Annotated in this window: 10 protein-coding genes; 9 read left to right on the top strand and 1 reads right to left on the bottom strand. The window is 33.5% G+C overall.

Annotated features, from left to right (window positions below; translation table 11 throughout):
• Positions 1-21: 21 nt before the first annotated feature.
• The 3 genes from NLG42_RS19265 to NLG42_RS19255 all read left to right on the top strand — a co-directional run bounded on the left by NLG42_RS19265 (position 22) and on the right by NLG42_RS19255 (position 4,121).
• The gene (locus NLG42_RS19265; protein ID WP_257681957.1) at positions 22-873 is read left to right on the top strand and encodes a DMT family transporter; all 852 of its coding nucleotides are present in this window, start codon (positions 22-24) and stop codon (positions 871-873) included.
• A 448-nt stretch (positions 874-1,321) separates the two neighbouring features.
• On the top strand, positions 1,322-2,608 hold the full coding sequence (locus NLG42_RS19260; RefSeq protein WP_257681956.1) for a Glu/Leu/Phe/Val family dehydrogenase: 1,287 nt from the start codon (positions 1,322-1,324) through the stop codon (positions 2,606-2,608).
• A 289-nt stretch (positions 2,609-2,897) separates the two neighbouring features.
• A complete protein-coding gene (locus NLG42_RS19255; RefSeq protein WP_257681955.1) occupies positions 2,898-4,121 on the top strand; it encodes a sterol desaturase family protein in 1,224 nt (407 codons plus the stop codon).
• 337 nt (positions 4,122-4,458) lie between these two features.
• Here NLG42_RS19255 and NLG42_RS19250 read toward each other — a convergent pair whose 3' ends face one another.
• A complete protein-coding gene (locus NLG42_RS19250; protein ID WP_257681954.1) occupies positions 4,459-6,057 on the bottom strand; it encodes a DUF6377 domain-containing protein in 1,599 nt (532 codons plus the stop codon).
• A gap of 473 nt (positions 6,058-6,530) precedes the next feature.
• Here NLG42_RS19250 and NLG42_RS19245 point away from each other — a divergent pair, with 473 nt between their 5' ends.
• The 6 genes from NLG42_RS19245 (at position 6,531) to NLG42_RS19220 (ending at position 16,383) form a co-directional block, all read left to right on the top strand.
• The gene (locus NLG42_RS19245; RefSeq protein ID WP_089058517.1) at positions 6,531-7,055 is read left to right on the top strand and encodes a DUF5004 domain-containing protein; all 525 of its coding nucleotides are present in this window, start codon (positions 6,531-6,533) and stop codon (positions 7,053-7,055) included.
• A gap of 8 nt (positions 7,056-7,063) precedes the next feature.
• Positions 7,064-8,146 carry a hypothetical protein gene (locus NLG42_RS19240; protein ID WP_089058518.1) on the top strand — a complete coding sequence of 361 codons (1,083 nt, stop codon included), beginning with the start codon at positions 7,064-7,066 and terminating at the stop codon, positions 8,144-8,146.
• 103 nt (positions 8,147-8,249) lie between these two features.
• A complete protein-coding gene (locus tag NLG42_RS19235) occupies positions 8,250-11,267 on the top strand; it encodes a SusC/RagA family TonB-linked outer membrane protein (protein ID WP_257681953.1) in 3,018 nt (1,005 codons plus the stop codon).
• 25 nt (positions 11,268-11,292) lie between these two features.
• Positions 11,293-12,807 (top strand): RagB/SusD family nutrient uptake outer membrane protein, encoded by a 1,515-nt coding sequence (locus NLG42_RS19230; protein ID WP_257681952.1) that lies wholly within the window; start codon positions 11,293-11,295, stop codon positions 12,805-12,807.
• 278 nt (positions 12,808-13,085) lie between these two features.
• Positions 13,086-14,339: a glycoside hydrolase family 99 protein gene (locus tag NLG42_RS19225; protein WP_257681951.1), complete on the top strand. Its 1,254-nt coding sequence runs from the start codon at positions 13,086-13,088 to the stop codon at positions 14,337-14,339.
• Positions 14,340-14,364: 25 nt separating this feature from the next.
• Entirely contained in the window at positions 14,365-16,383 is a 2,019-nt protein-coding gene (locus NLG42_RS19220) for a glycoside hydrolase family 97 protein (RefSeq protein WP_257681950.1), read from the top strand.
• The last annotated feature ends 283 nt before the right edge of the window (positions 16,384-16,666 follow it).

Here is a 16,666-nt window from a genome sequence, read left to right as displayed (position 1 = left end):
TTGCATTCAAAATTTAATTCTATGCTGTTTTTAATTCTAAGTATACTTTGCAGTGTTACCGTTGGTGTAATCTTTAAAATTACCCGTAAATACAATGCTAATCCCATTCAAATTATTGCGTTCAATTATATAGCAGCATTAGTACTTTGTTATTTTACTTTTAGTCCGGATCTTACTATAGTTCATGAAGATGCTCCGTGGAATATTTATGCGGCAATTGGTATTTTGCTGCCTATTGTTTTTCTTTTTCTGATATTTTCAATAAAACATATGGGAATTGTAAAAACTGATGCTGCACAACGATTGTCATTATTTATTCCCATACTTGCGGCATGGTTAATTTTTAAAGAAGAGTTTAATTCTTATAAAGTAATTGGTCTTGTAATTGGGTTCATAGCGCTTTTATTCATTTTAAGAAAGCAGATGCAAAACGAGCAGAACAAGTGGATTTTTCCTGTCGCCGTTTTTGTTGGTTTTGGAGTAATTGATATACTTTTTAAACAAATAGCACTTTATACCACTCTGCCTTATACAACATCACTATTCATTGTTTTTAGTATTGCATTAGCAGTTTCTTTGTTAATAGTACTTTACGATGTTATTTTTAAAAAGAATGGGTTTAGTGCTAAAAATGTCCTTTTCGGGGCTTTAGTAGGGATTTTTAACTTCGGAAATATTCTATTTTATTTAAAAGCACATAAGGCATTTGCTGAAAATCCATCAACAGTTTTTGCAGGAATGAATATGGGTGTAATTGTATTAGGAAGTCTTGTTGGTCTTTTTTTCTTCAAAGAAAAACTATCCAAGATTAATATAATTGGACTTCTTTTAGCATTAATTTCTATTGTTTTCATTGTAAGATCACAATTTTAGTATATTTTTTTATCTTTTTAAAGTTTTAGTTTTCAGTTGGTTTTGCATTGATTTAAAAGTTTTTTAAAATAAACTCTACTAATTCTATAGAATTTATAAAATATATTTTATAGATTTGCATTAACAATGAAAAACTCTAGTCTAAATATCATTCCGTTTATGTGCAGCTTGACGATGTGCTGCATGATGAACAATGCAATGAAATGGCGTTAATAGAAAGTACTTGTTAGTTATTTTTTTTTTAGCCTTTCATGCACCATGAAAGGCTTTTTTTAGAACTAGTAAAAAACAAACAAAATGAGATCAAATAGAAATATCAATATTATGATGCCGTACTGCTCAACAAAAGTTCCGTGTTGTAAGTATATCAGCTGCTGATTTTATTCAGAAAAAAAAACAATTTAGTAAACCCAAATTAAGTAAATCATAAAAATTAAAAGTAAATATTATGAGTACAGAAATTATAAAACAGAATCCCTTTCAATCCATGATTGATCGTTTTAATATAGCTGCAGATATTCTAAAGTTAGAGGAATCAATCAGGCAAAAGCTGCAGCGTCCTGAAAAACAAATTGTAGTAAATTTTTCGATAACATTAGATAACGGAACTGAGCAGAATTTTGAAGGTTACCGCGTAATACACAACACAGCTTTGGGACCGTCTAAAGGTGGTATTCGCTATGATAATGCCGTAAACCTTGATGAAGTAAAAGCATTAGCCGCCTGGATGACTTGGAAATCTGCTGTAACTGGAATTCCTTTTGGAGGAGCAAAAGGAGGTATTATTTGCGATCCAAGAACACTTTCTAAAACAGAGTTAGAACGTATTACGAGAGCTTATACAAAAGCATTATCGGATATTTTTGGTCCGCAAAAAGATGTTCCTGCACCAGATATGGGAACAGGTCCAGACGAAATGGGCTGGTTAATGGATGAATTTTCATTAGTTCACGGTAAAACAATTCATGCCGTTGTAACAGGAAAACATCTGCATTCTGGAGGTTCATTAGGCAGAGTAGAAGCAACTGGAAGAGGAGTGAGTATTATTAGTTTACTGGCACTTCAAAAACTAAAAATTAGACCAGCGAGAGCAACTGTTGCAATTCAAGGTTTTGGAAATGTAGGTTTGCATTCGGCTTTATTTTTATATGAAAAAGGGCTAAAAATTGTTGCAGTAAGTGATGTGTCAGAAGCATTTTATAATCCGCAGGGAATTAATATTCCAGAGCTTATTTTGTATTACAATTTAAACAATAAAACAATAAAAGGTTATCCAAATTCCGTTGCTATTAAACATGAGGATTTGCTGCTTTTAGATGTTGATGTATTGATTCCTGCTGCAAAAGAAGATGTAATCACTCAGAAAAACGCGCATGACATTCGTGCAAAAATTATAATTGAAGCTGCAAACGGACCAGTTTCTTCAGATGCTGATAAAATTTTGCATGAAAATAATGTTTTGGTAGTTCCAGATATTCTTGCCAATGCCGGCGGTGTAACCGTTTCTTATTTTGAGTGGCTTCAAAATTCCTTGCTAGAATCGTGGCGAATTCACCAAATAAACAAGCGTTTAGAAGATATTTTAGAAAAAGGATTTGAAACGGTGTTTAGAATTGCTGCAAAGCATAATGTAACGCCAAGAATTGCTGCTTATATTATTGCTTTGAAAAAAGTAGCCGAAACACAATCTGTAAAAGAAGTGGCAGCCGACGCGCCAAAATTCAAACAGAACTAATTTTATATTCGAGTAAGATTAAAATAGTTCAAAATTAAACATATAGAAGCATATATATTTTATGTGCAAAAAGAAGACAAAAAGAAACTTATTTCTTTCGCATAGCGGTTTATGTGTGTTTTAAATAAGTGAAAAGCCTTTTTTAAAATAACAAAATCTATGTTTCTATGTGTTAAAACAATAACATAAAATATACTAAGATTATTTTCATCGATAGAAAGCCAGTGAGGGTTTTTTATTGGTGAAAATATCTTTTTTAATTTCATATCAATTCATATAATCTTTAAAAATGAAAAACATTAATTTTCTAGCATTTGCAATGCCGGCTTTTTTTCTTTTTTTATTTCTTGAATACAAGCTTGCACAACGAAAAAAAAGACCTGAAATTTTTAATTATGAAAGTTCTGTTTCTAATATAAGCATTGGTATTGCGGAGCGATTGATTAATTTGTTTATTGCCGGCAGTTTTTATCAACTGTATTATTTAATTTATGATGAGTACCGCATATTTGATATTCCGAGTGGTGTATTAGTTTGGATTGCCTTGATTCTCGCCACAGATTTTGTTTGGTATTGGTATCATAGATTAGGTCACGAAGTTAATTTTTTCTGGGCTGCACATATTGTACATCATCATAGCGAAGAGTTTAATTTTACGGCAGCAGCTAGAATTACGACATTTCAGGCAATAGTTAGAACAGGATTTTGGTGTATACTGCCTTTTATTGGTTTTCATCCCTCAATGGTTATCACAATGCTAATTGTGCACGGAGCCTATTCGTTTTTTACTCATACACAGCTTATAGGAAAAATTAAATGGCTCGAATATGTTTTTGTTACACCATCCGTTCATGGCGTTCATCATGCTTCTGACGAGAAATATTTAGACAAAAATTACGGTGATATGTTTACCTTTTGGGATCGTCTTTTTGGTACTTTTCAGGAAGAAGAAGAAAAACCAAAATACGGCTTGACACATCCTTTAAAAAGTTATAGTTTTCTATGGCAGCACTTTCATTATTACTTTGAAATTTTTGAATTATGGAAGCGTTCAAAAGGTTTTAAGGCAAAATGGAATGCCGTTTTTGGAAGTCCGGCAAATATGGATCAAGATATTCGTCCAACATTAGAAAAGCGTTTTTTACAAGATAAAAGCAATCCCAATCAAAGGCTTCGTTTCCGGAATTACCTTTATATTCAATTAGGAATCTGCACTTTATTACTGACGGTTTTTACCTATTATTTTGATCGTTTAAATGCACTCGATAAAGGTTTTGTTTTGTCACTAATACTTATAACATTAATTAACTGCGGTGCACTTTTAGAACAGCGCAAATGGATTTATTATCTTGAATACGCTCGCATTTTAATGATAACAACCTATTTTTTATATGAAGAAAATCTAACAATATTTTTCTTTGTTCCCTTGGCAATTATGATTTTTGCTGAGCAATTATTTTCGCTTAGTAAATTGTATCAAAATGTTATTTTACAATTAGAAACTGCTGAGTAAAAGATGTTTGCCGCGAATTACACGAATTTTTACAAATTGCTTGGGGAAAATTCGTGTAATTTTTGGCGATTTTATGTCGCTCCGCTGGAGCTTTTATTCTGGAGATCTATAAATGGCTATAAACATTCCGCTCTTATGGAGCAGGGAAGAGGACCAAGTTATATATATATATTTCTGTCCTGAATTCCCGAATTCATGTTTTAAAAATAATTCATTCGTGAAAATTTGTGTAATTCGCGGCAAATTTTTCACATTACAAATTCAATATTTACAAAATAAAAAATCATTTAAATCCTCTTAATCTTTGGCAAACTTTTTTTATCCCTGACAGAAAAACTTATATCGTCTTAATCGCCATAATTTTCTCTTCAAAAGTATCTTTAAAATCTGATTTACTTTTAATCCTGGTTTTGTAAGTGTAAATTGTAGCTACAGAAAGTTCTAGAAACTCTGCCATCTGACTGCTTTCCTGAATACCCAATCGATATAAAGCAAAAATGCGAAGTTCAGTATTTAGAAGCTCTCCCTTTTTTACAATGCATTTATGATCATTAGGAAACAATTGATTAAAATCGGTCACAAAAGTGGGGAATAGTTTCAAGAAAATCTCGTCGAATTGATGAAAAAGATTTTCCCTTTCTTCCTTCACATTGTAGCGTTTTAAACTCGCAATAACTTCATCAGTCTTTTTGGTAATAATTTTGTGAAGTGTACTTTTCTGAATGTGATCGATCTTATTGATAAAGGCAGATGTTGCTTTTATAAAATACGTAATATATTCTTCTTTAATAGCATTGGCTTCGCTTAAGCTCACATTCATTTCCTGCAGCTGCGCATACGAAGAAGCCATTATTTTTCGCGCTTTATTTTTCTCTTTTAATTGCTTGAAAATGATAATCGAAAAAAGAATAATAATCAAAGTGAGTATTGTCAATAAAATAATGATCTTTTCCAGCTTGTCATTTTTCTCTTTTACATTATTTAACTGTGCCTTTTCTATAATAGGTAAAATCGACGAAATCTCGATTTTTCTATGTCTTGCATTATAAAAAGTAGCATCGTCCATAGCAATATTAATATACTCATTTGCCTTATCTAAATAGCCCATTTTAAAAAGTTCGTTTGCAAGATTTCGCAGTGCAACCGTTTCTTTAGTAGCATTTTTAACATCGGCAATAGCGGCAAGTGCCAAGTATTGAATTGCTTTTTTTGTATAACCTCTTTCTGAGTAAATATAGCCCAGACTAGATGTTGCAATACCATAATAATCGGGTGGTAATTTGTAATTGTTGATCCAGTAACTAAAAGCAAACTCAGCGCCTCGCCAGTCTTGCTGTTTTAATCGTTTTAAACTTTCTGCTGCCCAATATTCGTTGGTATTAGTGCCAATTAATTCTAAAGCTTTTTTTAGAAAATGATTTCCCTGTTGTACATAATGAATATTAAAACGCTGATCTTTATTGTAATCGGCGAGATCGTAATATGCTCGAGCTTTTATATTATAATATTCGAACTTATTTTTTAAATCAAGTTTTTTATCATCAATAATATTCAGCGTATCAATAGCTTCTTTAAAAAGCCCTGATGATAAGAGTACAAAACCCTCTTTAATTCGGCTTTTAGCCAAATATTTGGGATCTTTTAAAACTTTGGCCTTGATTTTTGCTTCTTCCAAATAATAATAGGCAGAGTCGTATTTGAATGATTTGTATTCATCAAATAATGACATGTAGGTATTATACAATTGTTCATTGTTTTGACTAACAGTATATTTTGAAACATTCTTTTTTAAGGATTCAATTTTACGATATTTCTGTTTTAAGTAAATCTCTTTTTTAAGCAATGCATTATCTAATTCTTCAAGAATAGGATTGGTCTCTTTGGCGGTTAGAGAAAAACCCGCAATGAAAAAATACAAAAAGAATATTTTTCGCATGGTTTTGTTTTGGTTTTAGGGGTAAGATAATTTATGGTTAGCGTAAACGCGTTTTAAATCAAAACTATTTAAAAACTGATGATTAGTAGTTTTTTAGATAGAAAGCAGTTCCTTAAGATTTCTTGAAAAAACATCAGATAAGCCTGAAAATGGCATAAAAATGTTAAAACCGCTCTATTTGTTTGCAATTATACAATAAAAAGTGATTAAATATATGTATAGTAAAAAAATATTGCTTTAAAATTTTCATATTATCATAAATGGTGTCTAAAAAAGTGGTTTTGTGTCTTTACATGACCTTGATTTTTAGAAACAACACGTAAGTGTAATCATTTGATTTTCAATTGATTATCTATAAAGTTAATCTAGATAAATCTTGATTTTTCGCGGATGTTTTTTTTTAGATTTATTTAACATCTAGTTTCGTACTGTCCTTTTTAAAGGATAAAAAAACTAACAAAAACCAAAATTTTATGAGATGTAAAAGTTATTACTTGTTAGCTCTGCTAATCTGTTTTTTTGCAATAAGCTGCGATACTACAGAAGACGGAAGCTACGTTGATCCAATTACGATTTACGAAAAAGTAGACGGTAATTGGGGATTAACAAACTTGAAAATGGTCGACGATTTTGCCAAAGCAAATAAGATCGAGCCAAACGAAGAAAACTTGAGTACTTATTTTAACTACGAAGATTTTAAAATCAAATTCAACGTAGATGAAAAGAACAAACCAACAAGTTATGAAGTTACTGGTAATGTTCCGCCTTTATTTGCCCCAAAAGGATACTGGCAGCTAAGCTCAGATTTTCAGCCGACAAATCCGGGCAATCCTGTTAAAATTTACTTATACAGTGATGCCCAAAAAACTCAAAAAACAGACGAATTAAGAGTATCATCGATTCCAGGTAAAAACGGAGAGATGGAAGTTATTTTAACCAGAAGCTCTGGAGGAACTCCGTTTGTGTCTTACGTATTTAAATTAAATGCTATTAATTAAAAAGTAATATGAAAAAATTTATATATACAATTTTACTAGCCCTTTTGATGGCGCCTAATTTTATAAAGGCACAAGAAGCTGCGGGATCAGTAGGTGCGATGTCATCATTTCCGGTAGTATACAAATATGATGAAAAAGTTACATGGTTTTTTGATCTTTCGGCAACCACATTTGCAGAAAATGAAGATGTGTTTATTTGGATTTGGTCACCATCAGAACCAGATGCCAACAATTGGGAACATTCTTCAGATTTTGCAAAACTGACTTATGTTGGTAATAAAGTTTGGAGTTTTACTTTAACTCCAACTCAATATTTTTCTAAAACCCCAGAAGAAATTGCAGCAAGCGCAGGATTTTGGTTTCGTTTAAAAAATAAAAACGGATCAAAACAAAGTGAAGTTGCAAATATGCCTTACACTGATTTCTCTTCTTTTTATACTTCGAATGAGCTGATCAGAGCTTATCCGACAAAACCAACTATTGATAAAGGAGTAAGTATTTTGTTTAATGCCAATTTAGCGCCTGGATTTGCTGGAGCTACAAGCGTTCACATGCACAGTGGTTTAAACGATTGGAATCTTAAACAAGAATATCAATCATGGCTGCCTGAAATTGCGGCTAAAACGAAATTAAAAGATTTGGGTAATGGTTTTTATAAAATGGACTTAGTTCCTAAAGATTATTACAACGCGCCAGAAGGTTACATTATGGAAAATTTAGTTTTCTTAATGGTAAAAGATGATTGGGCAGGAACAATTCCAGATCAGGTTTTATACGCAGGAGCTTATGTACCGCCGCCGGCACCAGTTTTTGGATTTTTTCCATTACAAATCAGTCAGAAAGATTTTCTGGGAATGTCGAGAAAAAATAATGAATCAGGTGTAAACAAATTAATCTACAGCATTACAGCTGGAAGTAAAATAATTTCTGGTGAGTTTACAGGAGGAACAGCAGAGATAAAAGGATTTGTCAACTTAGTTTCAGAACTAAATGGAATTCCAAATTTAAATGAAATACATGTTTTGGTAAAAGACAATAAGAACAAAACGATTTCAGATACCACAATTCCGCTGAAAACTTTAGATAAATAATTCGCTATCAAATTAAAACATCAACTCTAATGAAATGAGCATAACCCAAAATTGGATATGTGAATTACATATGACCGATAAAAAAAACAATAAATAACCGCATATGAATAGTAAAAATAAAAAAAGAGTCCTGCATCAAATGTGGACTACTCAATCGCTGGTATTCATGATTTTCATGCTTTTTCTTTCGGCAGGAATGTTTGCTCAAGAAAAAAAGCAGGTATCTGGTACTGTTTATGACAATACAGGAAACGTACTTCCGGCTGCATCAATTATAGAAACGGGAACAAGAAACGGAACAACAACAGATTTTGACGGAAAATTTACCTTAGTGGTAGCCGTAGGAGGTTCAATTGAAATTTCATTTATAGGGTCGACAACTCAAAAAATGCAAATTACCAGTTCTAATCCAAAACTAGATATTCGTCTTCAAAATGACGGTTATCAATTGGCCGAAGTTCAGGTAGTTTCTGTGGGATATGGAACACAAAAGAAATCAGATTTAACTGGCGCTATTTCGAGTGTAAAAGCTGATGATTTAGTAAAAGGAACTATCTCTTCTACAGAGCAGGTTTTGCAGGGAAAAGTAGCAGGATTAAACATAATTCGTCCTTCTGGTGATCCAGCTGCAGGTTCTACAATACGCTTGCGAGGCGGAACTTCCTTAACTGCAAGCAACAGTCCTTTAATTGTAGTTGACGGAATTGCTGGTGTAGATATTAATATCGTACAACCGTCAGACATTAAAACGGTAGACGTTCTTAAAGATGCTTCGGCGACAGCCATATACGGTTCAAGAGGAGCAAACGGAGTAATTATTATTACAACAAAGTCTGGTACAAAAGGAGTTTCTGTAGTCTACAGCGGTTTATCGAGCGTGGGTTATGTTACTGATAATTTAGATCTTTTATCAGCAAATCAATGGAGAGGTTATGTTCGCTCAACAGGAAATAAAGATGCTGTTGATTTTGGAGGAAATACCAATTGGCAGAAAGCAATTGAGCAAACTGCAATTTCGCAATCACATACTTTAAGTATTAATTCGGGAAAAGCAGACAGTGGTTTTAGAACTTCTCTTTCATATTTAAACAATGAAGGAGTTATTAAAAAAACAGGTTTAGAAAGATTAAGCGGAAATATAAATGCCTATCAATATCTTGGAGATAATAAAGAGGTGAAATTTGATATTGGTTTATTTGCCAATATAGACAAATGGCATCCTATGGATTATAGAATATTTGAGCGCGCTTACAATCTTAATCCAACAATTCCAGTTTATGATGCTAATGGACAATTTTCAGCTGTTAGTGGAAACGTTTATCAAAATCCAGTTGAAATACTTACAAATAGAACTACTGATAACGAAAGACACAGATTGTTAGGTTATTTTAAAACGGAGGTTAAGTTTTTAAATGATTTTACGGCTGTTGCCAACATTTCATACGAACATAATGCAGTAAAAGGCAGTACTTACAAACCCTCTTACGCTGTTATGGAAGGTGTAGATGAAAAAGGATATGGGCAAAAAACTTATGCTGAGTATGCAAATGCACAAGGAGAATTGTATGTAAATTACAATAAAGTGATAGACAAACATACTATTGGTGCACTTGCAGGATACTCTTACCTAGAAAATATTTATGAAGGTTTTGGTGCGCAGCGAAGTGGTTTTGTAACAGATGCTTTTAGCTACAACAATCTTGGTGCAGGTTACAATTACCGTTTAGGCGATGTGTATTCCTATAAAGGAAAATCAAATTTAGTTTCGTTTTATGCCCGTGCTAATTATTCCTATGATGGCAAATATCTGCTTACGGCTACAGTAAGAAGAGATGGTTCAAGTCGTTTTGGAGAAAATAATAAATGGGGAACTTTCCCATCAGCCTCTGTTGCTTGGAAAATTTCGAGTGAAGAATTTATGAGCGGAACAAAAGGATGGTTAGACAATCTTAAACTTAGAGCAGGTTATGGAGTTACCGGAAATCAAGACGGAATTGGGGAATACAAATCACTTTCGATTTTAGGAGTAGGAAAAGACAGTTATTACGATCCTGCGACAGAAAGATGGAGTTTAGCGTATTCGCCAACACAAAACCCAAATCCTGACTTAAAATGGGAGTCAACAAAACAATTGAATATTGGTGTAGATTTTAGTCTTTTTAATAGAATTTCGGGTTCATTCGAATATTATTCAAAAAACACGGACGATTTATTATATACGTATGAAGTACCGCAGCCTCCATATTTAGTGGGAACTATGTTGGCAAACGTAGGTGAAATGTCTAATAAAGGAGTTGAACTTACTTTGAATGCTGATATTGTTAAAGGAGAAAAATTCAATTGGAATGCTAATTTGACTCTTGGTCATAATGTGCAGAAAATCGAAAAACTATCGAATCCTACTTATAAAACAGATGTTATTTACAGCGGATCGTTACACGGATTAGCAGGTATGTCTGGACAATATTCTCAAATTATTGCCGAAGGTTATCCAGTTGGAACTTTCTGGGGATTCAAAAATGCAGGATTAGATTCAACAGGAAAAATACAATACTACAATGCAGCGGGGCAAATAGTTGCAGAAAATGCTTTGGTAGATGCTGATAAAACATATCTAGGAAATATTCAACCCGATTTGACTTTAGGTATTGGAATGAACTTTACGTACGGAAATTTTGATCTTGGAATTTCTGGATACGGAATGTTTGGTCAAAAAGCATTAAATGCAACTAATATGATGCTAAATGATCCAAATAGATTACCAACATTCAATGTTCCTGATGCTTTTTTAGGAAGCGGAATCACATCGGCTCCAAAATATTCTGATTATTGGATAGAAGATGCTTCATTCTTTAGACTTCAAACAGTAAGTTTTGGATATACACTGCCTTTAAAATTCAAAAAATCTAAACTTAGAATGTACGTAATGGGAGAAAACCTATTTGTAATTACAGGTTACAAAGGTGTAGATCCAGAAATAGGTTTAAATGCTCAAGACGGAATCAACCAAACTGGAGTAATGGATTTAACCGGATTAGCAGCTCCTGGAATTGATAGATACAATAATTATCCTCGACCAACAACGATTTCTGTTGGACTAAATTTTACGCTGAATAATTAAGCGAATTAACCAAAAAATATAAAAAATGAAAGTCAAAATAACAGCATTATTAGCAGTAAGCATGCTTTTTACGATATCATGTACAGATTTAAATGAAGATTTATATGATAGAGTAGAAGACGGGAATTTTGGAAATACTCCAAAAGAAGTCGACGCATTAGTTGGCGGAGCTTATTCTTCTTTAAGAGGATTTAAAGATAATATATCAAACAATTTTCCAACAAGCGAATATGTATTTTTCTTGAACGAAACCGTTTCAGATGAAGCGACGATACCAACAAGAGGAACAAACTGGTATGATGGCGGGCAATATCAAGATGCACAAAAGCATACTTGGAAACCTGATAACCGAATGATTCTTTCGGCTTGGCGTTACAACTATACAGGAATTGCAAAGATTAATGCGATCATTTATCAAGTAGATAAATCAGCATTAACGGATACTGCAAAAGCTCCAATTTATGCCGAGTTAAAAGCTTTGAGAGCTTATTACTACTACAATCTTTTAGATTTATTTGGAAATGTGCCTATCGTAGTCAATTTTGAAGATACATCGCTGCCAACAAATTCTACTAGAAAACAAGTTTATGATTTTGTAGAGAAAGAATTATTAGATGCCATTCCGCACTTAACATCAAATGTTGTGTATTCTAAATTTACAAAAAATGTTGCTTATTCTTTATTAGCCAGATTGTATCTAAACTCTGAAGCTTTTATAGGAACAGCTCGCTGGCAGGATTGTATTACTATGTGTCAGAAAGTTACGGGATACACTTTAGCGCCGGATTTCTTTGCCAATTTTGCAACACAAAATGAAAAATCGCCAGAGATTATTTTTTCAATTCCATACGATCAAAAAGCTGGAACAGAAGGAAATTATATGAATTCAATGTCATGTCATTACTTGCACAAATTGACCATTTCGGCAACTGGATTAGACTTTCCTTGGAGTGCAAACGGAATGTGTGCACAGCCTGGCGTCTATTCTGCTTTTGCTGATACAGACAAAAGAAAAAAATGCATGGTAGCCGGCGATCAAATCAGCGTAGCAACAGGACAGGTTATTGTAATGGATAACGGTGAACCGCTTACTTACACAGAAGAAGTGAAAAGCGTAGCTGATGCAAAAGAAAATCAAGGAGTTCGTTTAGGAAAATACGAAATGAAAGCGGGCGAACAATGGGAACGAGATCATGATTTTGTACTGATTCGTTATGCCGAAATTTTAATGATGCAAGCTGAATGTTATGTGCGTTTAGGTAATCCCGGTTTAGCAAAACCATTTATACAGCAAATAACAGCTCGTGCGGGCGAAGAAATGCCGACAACTATAGATCTTCATTTTATAGATCGCGAATTGCTTAAGGAATTTACTTTTGAAGGAAGAAGAAGAACAGATAATATTCGCTTTGGAACATTCTTTCTGGCATGGTGGGAAAAAGGTGAAACGGAAAAATACAGAGCTATTTTTCCAATTCCAAGCACTGTTTTAACAACGAATAAGAACCTGAAACAAAACCCTGGTTATCCTGTGAATTAGGTTCTTGAATGTCAGTCTTCCATGTTGGTTAGTCGTGGAAGGCTGACATATTTTTAACATAAATAATTTTAGGATGCAAACTGTAGACATATTATTTAACACATAGAAACATAGCTTTTTTTATAAATAAAGTAAACAAAAAGAAACTCATTTCTTTCACATAGAGGATTATGTGTATTGCAATAAAGTGAAACGCCTTTTTTAAGTATTAAAAGCTATGTTTCTATGTGTTGAAATAATTATAGCATATTTCTATTAAAAACAAACAGCACATCAATATGAAAAGATCTATCACATTACTGTTTTTTGGGATCATGAATATTTTAGTCGCCGCAAGCTGCAGCAGCGATGATAAAAGTTCAGATAAACCAGTAGAACCAGTAGAACCAGAAGTACTAAAACCAGCGGCAGTTGAAAAAACAAACAGCACTAAAATTTACGTGCACTATATGCCATGGTTTGAAACCAATGAAAGCAGTGCCGATAAAAAATGGGGTTATCACTGGACAATGGCCAACAAAAATCCAAATACAATAGGAGCAAACAATCGTCGAGAAATAGCTTCGTACTATTATCCGCTTATTGGATCTTATCATTCAGGCGATAAAAATGTGATCGAAAATCATTTATTATTGATGAAATATGCAGGAATCGACGGTCTTTTAATCGATTGGTATGGCACTTACGATGTTAATGATTACCGTATGGTAAAAGAAAATACGGAACAGCTTATTGCAATGCTTGATAAAGTTGGTTTAGAATACGCCATTGTATATGAAGACCGCGTAACAAAAAATGTGGTTGATGCCGGAAAAGCAATTTCAGTTACCAGTGCCGCAAAAACAGATTTAGCATACCTGCAGAATAACTATTTTGATGATGCTAATTATATAAAAATAAACGGAAAACCCTTATTGCTCAATTTTGGACCAATAGTATTACAAACAGCTTCCGAATGGACAAACGTTTTTAATACTTTGACCGCAAAACCTACTTTTTTAACCCTTTGGGATCAATCTGTTGAAGCTGGAGAAAATGCCTCAGGCGAGTATGCCTGGGTGTTTAAAAATAGTACTTATTTGACCAATTTTTATACCAATACAAAACCAAAACTTTCTGTTGCAATTGGCAGTGCTTATCCAGGTTTTAAAGATTTTTATGCAGATGGTGGAGGCGGAGCGGCAATTGGATGGACAATAGAACATAACAATGGTGCCACGCTCGATGAAACACTTTCTTTAGCCAAAAGCGCAAACTTAAATTACCTGCAATTGATAACGTGGAATGACTTTGGAGAAGGAACCATGTTTGAACCAACGGTTGAATTTGGATACACTTATATCGAAAAAATTAAAGCATTTGCAGGAGTAAAAAATACCGAAACAGTTTTTCCGGATATAAGCAAAATGTATAATCTGCGAATTGAGAAGAAAGGAAATGTCGATATTCAGAAAAAACTCGATCAGGCATTTAATTATTTTGTTTCCATGCAGCCGGCAAAAGCAAAACAAATAATAAACGAAATTAAGTAAGAGTTGTAATTAATACAATCATATAATGAAAAACATAAAATACAGATACTGTTTAACCGCCTTTGCATCACTATTGCTCTTTGCCTGCAGTACAAATAAAACCTACAAAATCAATTCCCCAGGGAAAAACAATGAATTAGTTTTTGAATTGACAGAATCTGGTCAGCCGCAGTATAGTTTTACTTCAAACGGAAAATCAGTTATTGAACCTTCTTTGATGGGATTTGAGTTTCAAGGAATCAAAAAAATGACAGATGGTTTTGAAGTAGTTTCCACTGAAGAAAAAACAGCCGATGAAACTTGGGAACAGCCTTGGGGTGAATTCAAAAAAGTTAAAGATCATCATAATGAATTGATTGTTCATCTTAAAGAATCAAATGGAAAGGAGCGTTTGGTTGATATTATTTTCAGAGTTTTTAATGATGGTTTAGGTTTTAGATACGAATTTCCGAAGCAGCCGCATTTAGGTAAAGTGAAGATTTCTAATGAAATTACGCAATTTACATTTAAATCAGATAATGATGTTTGGTGGATTCCTGTGCATCGTGAAAATAGCTATTACGAAAGCACTTATCGCAAAACTCCGATGAGCAAAACGGATACTATTAATACGCCTGCAACTTTTGAAACTAAAGAGAAATTGTACGTTGCTATTCATGAAGCTAATTTGACAGATTTTGCTTCAATGACACTTTTAAAAACAGGCGATAAGCAATACAAAAGCGATTTGGTGCCTTGGGCAGATGGTGTAAAAGTTTATGCCGAAACACCTTTTAAAACGCCTTGGAGAACAATCATTGTAGGAGAGAAACCTGGAGACTTAGCTGTTTCGACAATCATGCTGAATTTGAATGAACCTTCAAAAATTGAAGATCTTTCTTGGATTACGCCTTCCAAATATATTGGAATTTGGTGGGGAATGCATTTAGAAAAATATACTTGGGGACAAGGACCAAAACATGGTGCGACTACTAAAAACACAAAAGAATATATAGATTTTGCAGCAAAAAACAATTTCGATGGTGTTTTGGTCGAAGGTTGGAATGAAGGCTGGGACGGAGACTGGACTGCAGACGGATCTTCTTTTAGTTTTGTAAAAGCGTATCCTGATTTTAATTTGGAAGAAATTACAAAATATGCAGCCATGAAAAATGTTCGTTTAATAGGGCATCATGAAACCGCAGGCGCTTCTAAACATTATGAAAGTCAATTGGAAGATGCGTTTAAATTGTATCAAAAAATGGGCGTAAATTCTGTAAAGACAGGTTACGTAAACAAATATTTAGATAAAAAAGAATGGCACGACAGCCAGTATGCAGCACGTCATTATAGAAAAGTTATTGAAACTGCAGCAAAATATCATATTATGATAGACAATCATGAGCCTATAAAAGGAACAGGATTGCAGCGTACCTATCCAAATTTTATGTCGCAGGAAGGCGGCAGAGGTCAGGAATATAATGCGTGGTCGGTAGATGGCGGAAACACGCCGGAACATTTAACAACACTGCCATTTACAAGAATGCTTTCTGGTCCTTTTGATTACACGCCGGGGAATTTCAATTTTGATTATAAAACACCTTCTGGAGCTCGAGTGCAGACCACTTTAGCAAATCAATTGGCATTGTATGTAATTATTTTCAGTCCGCTGCAAATGGCTTCAGACTTGCCTGAGAACTATGTTGGCAAACCTGAATTTAAGTTTATAAAAGAGGTGCCGTGTACATGGTCAGAAACAAAAGTTTTAGATTCTAAAATTGGCGAGTATACAACAATTGCAAGAAAAGATTGGGAGGAGAAAAACTGGTATTTAGGAGCCATTACCAATAGAGAAGCCAGAGATCTTAAAACAGCTTTGTCTTTCTTGGATGCTGGAAAAGAGTACGAAGCAGAAATTTATGCAGATGGAGCAGGAGCAAATTATAAAACGAATCCTTATCCTGTAATTATTTCAAAACAAAAAGTGAATAATAAAAGCGTTTTAAATATAAAATTGGCAGCTGGAGGAGGAACAGCTATAAAATTTACTCCAATAGATAAATAAGTTAGTTGGTATATTTTGAATTAAGTTTGAGTTTGAGCAATGAACCCGATATCCTCTAAAAGATATCGGGTTTGTTATTTTGTTTTAATTAAATTTTTAACACATAGAAACATAGATTTTAAATCCTCAAAAAAGGCGTTTCACTTATTTAAAATGCGCAAAGCTTATGTGAAAGAAAGGTATTTCTTTTTGTATCCTTTTTTACGCACTAAAAGCTATGTTTCTATGTGTTAAACAATTATTTTGAGTGAAGATAACAGATGAAATAATTATACTTGATAAA

The organism is Flavobacterium plurextorum (genome assembly GCF_024638035.1).
Taxonomy (GTDB): domain Bacteria; phylum Bacteroidota; class Bacteroidia; order Flavobacteriales; family Flavobacteriaceae; genus Flavobacterium; species Flavobacterium plurextorum.
This window is presented reverse-complemented; position numbering and strand designations above follow the sequence as displayed.

What these genes read in the sequence shown, in the direction of transcription:
- NLG42_RS19245 (WP_089058517.1), top strand. Translation starts at nt 6,531, where the DNA reads ATGAGATGTAAAAGTTATTACTTGTTAGCTCTGCTAATCTGTTTTTTT.
- NLG42_RS19265 (WP_257681957.1), top strand. Translation starts at nt 22, where the DNA reads ATGCTGTTTTTAATTCTAAGTATACTTTGCAGTGTTACCGTTGGTGTA.
- NLG42_RS19260 (WP_257681956.1), top strand. Translation starts at nt 1,322, where the DNA reads ATGAGTACAGAAATTATAAAACAGAATCCCTTTCAATCCATGATTGAT.
- NLG42_RS19235 (WP_257681953.1), top strand. Translation starts at nt 8,250, where the DNA reads ATGAATAGTAAAAATAAAAAAAGAGTCCTGCATCAAATGTGGACTACT.
- NLG42_RS19240 (WP_089058518.1), top strand. Translation starts at nt 7,064, where the DNA reads ATGAAAAAATTTATATATACAATTTTACTAGCCCTTTTGATGGCGCCT.
- NLG42_RS19250 (WP_257681954.1), bottom strand. Translation starts at nt 6,057, where the DNA reads ATGCGAAAAATATTCTTTTTGTATTTTTTCATTGCGGGTTTTTCTCTA.
- NLG42_RS19230 (WP_257681952.1), top strand. Translation starts at nt 11,293, where the DNA reads ATGAAAGTCAAAATAACAGCATTATTAGCAGTAAGCATGCTTTTTACG.
- NLG42_RS19225 (WP_257681951.1), top strand. Translation starts at nt 13,086, where the DNA reads ATGAAAAGATCTATCACATTACTGTTTTTTGGGATCATGAATATTTTA.
- NLG42_RS19255 (WP_257681955.1), top strand. Translation starts at nt 2,898, where the DNA reads ATGAAAAACATTAATTTTCTAGCATTTGCAATGCCGGCTTTTTTTCTT.
- NLG42_RS19220 (WP_257681950.1), top strand. Translation starts at nt 14,365, where the DNA reads ATGAAAAACATAAAATACAGATACTGTTTAACCGCCTTTGCATCACTA.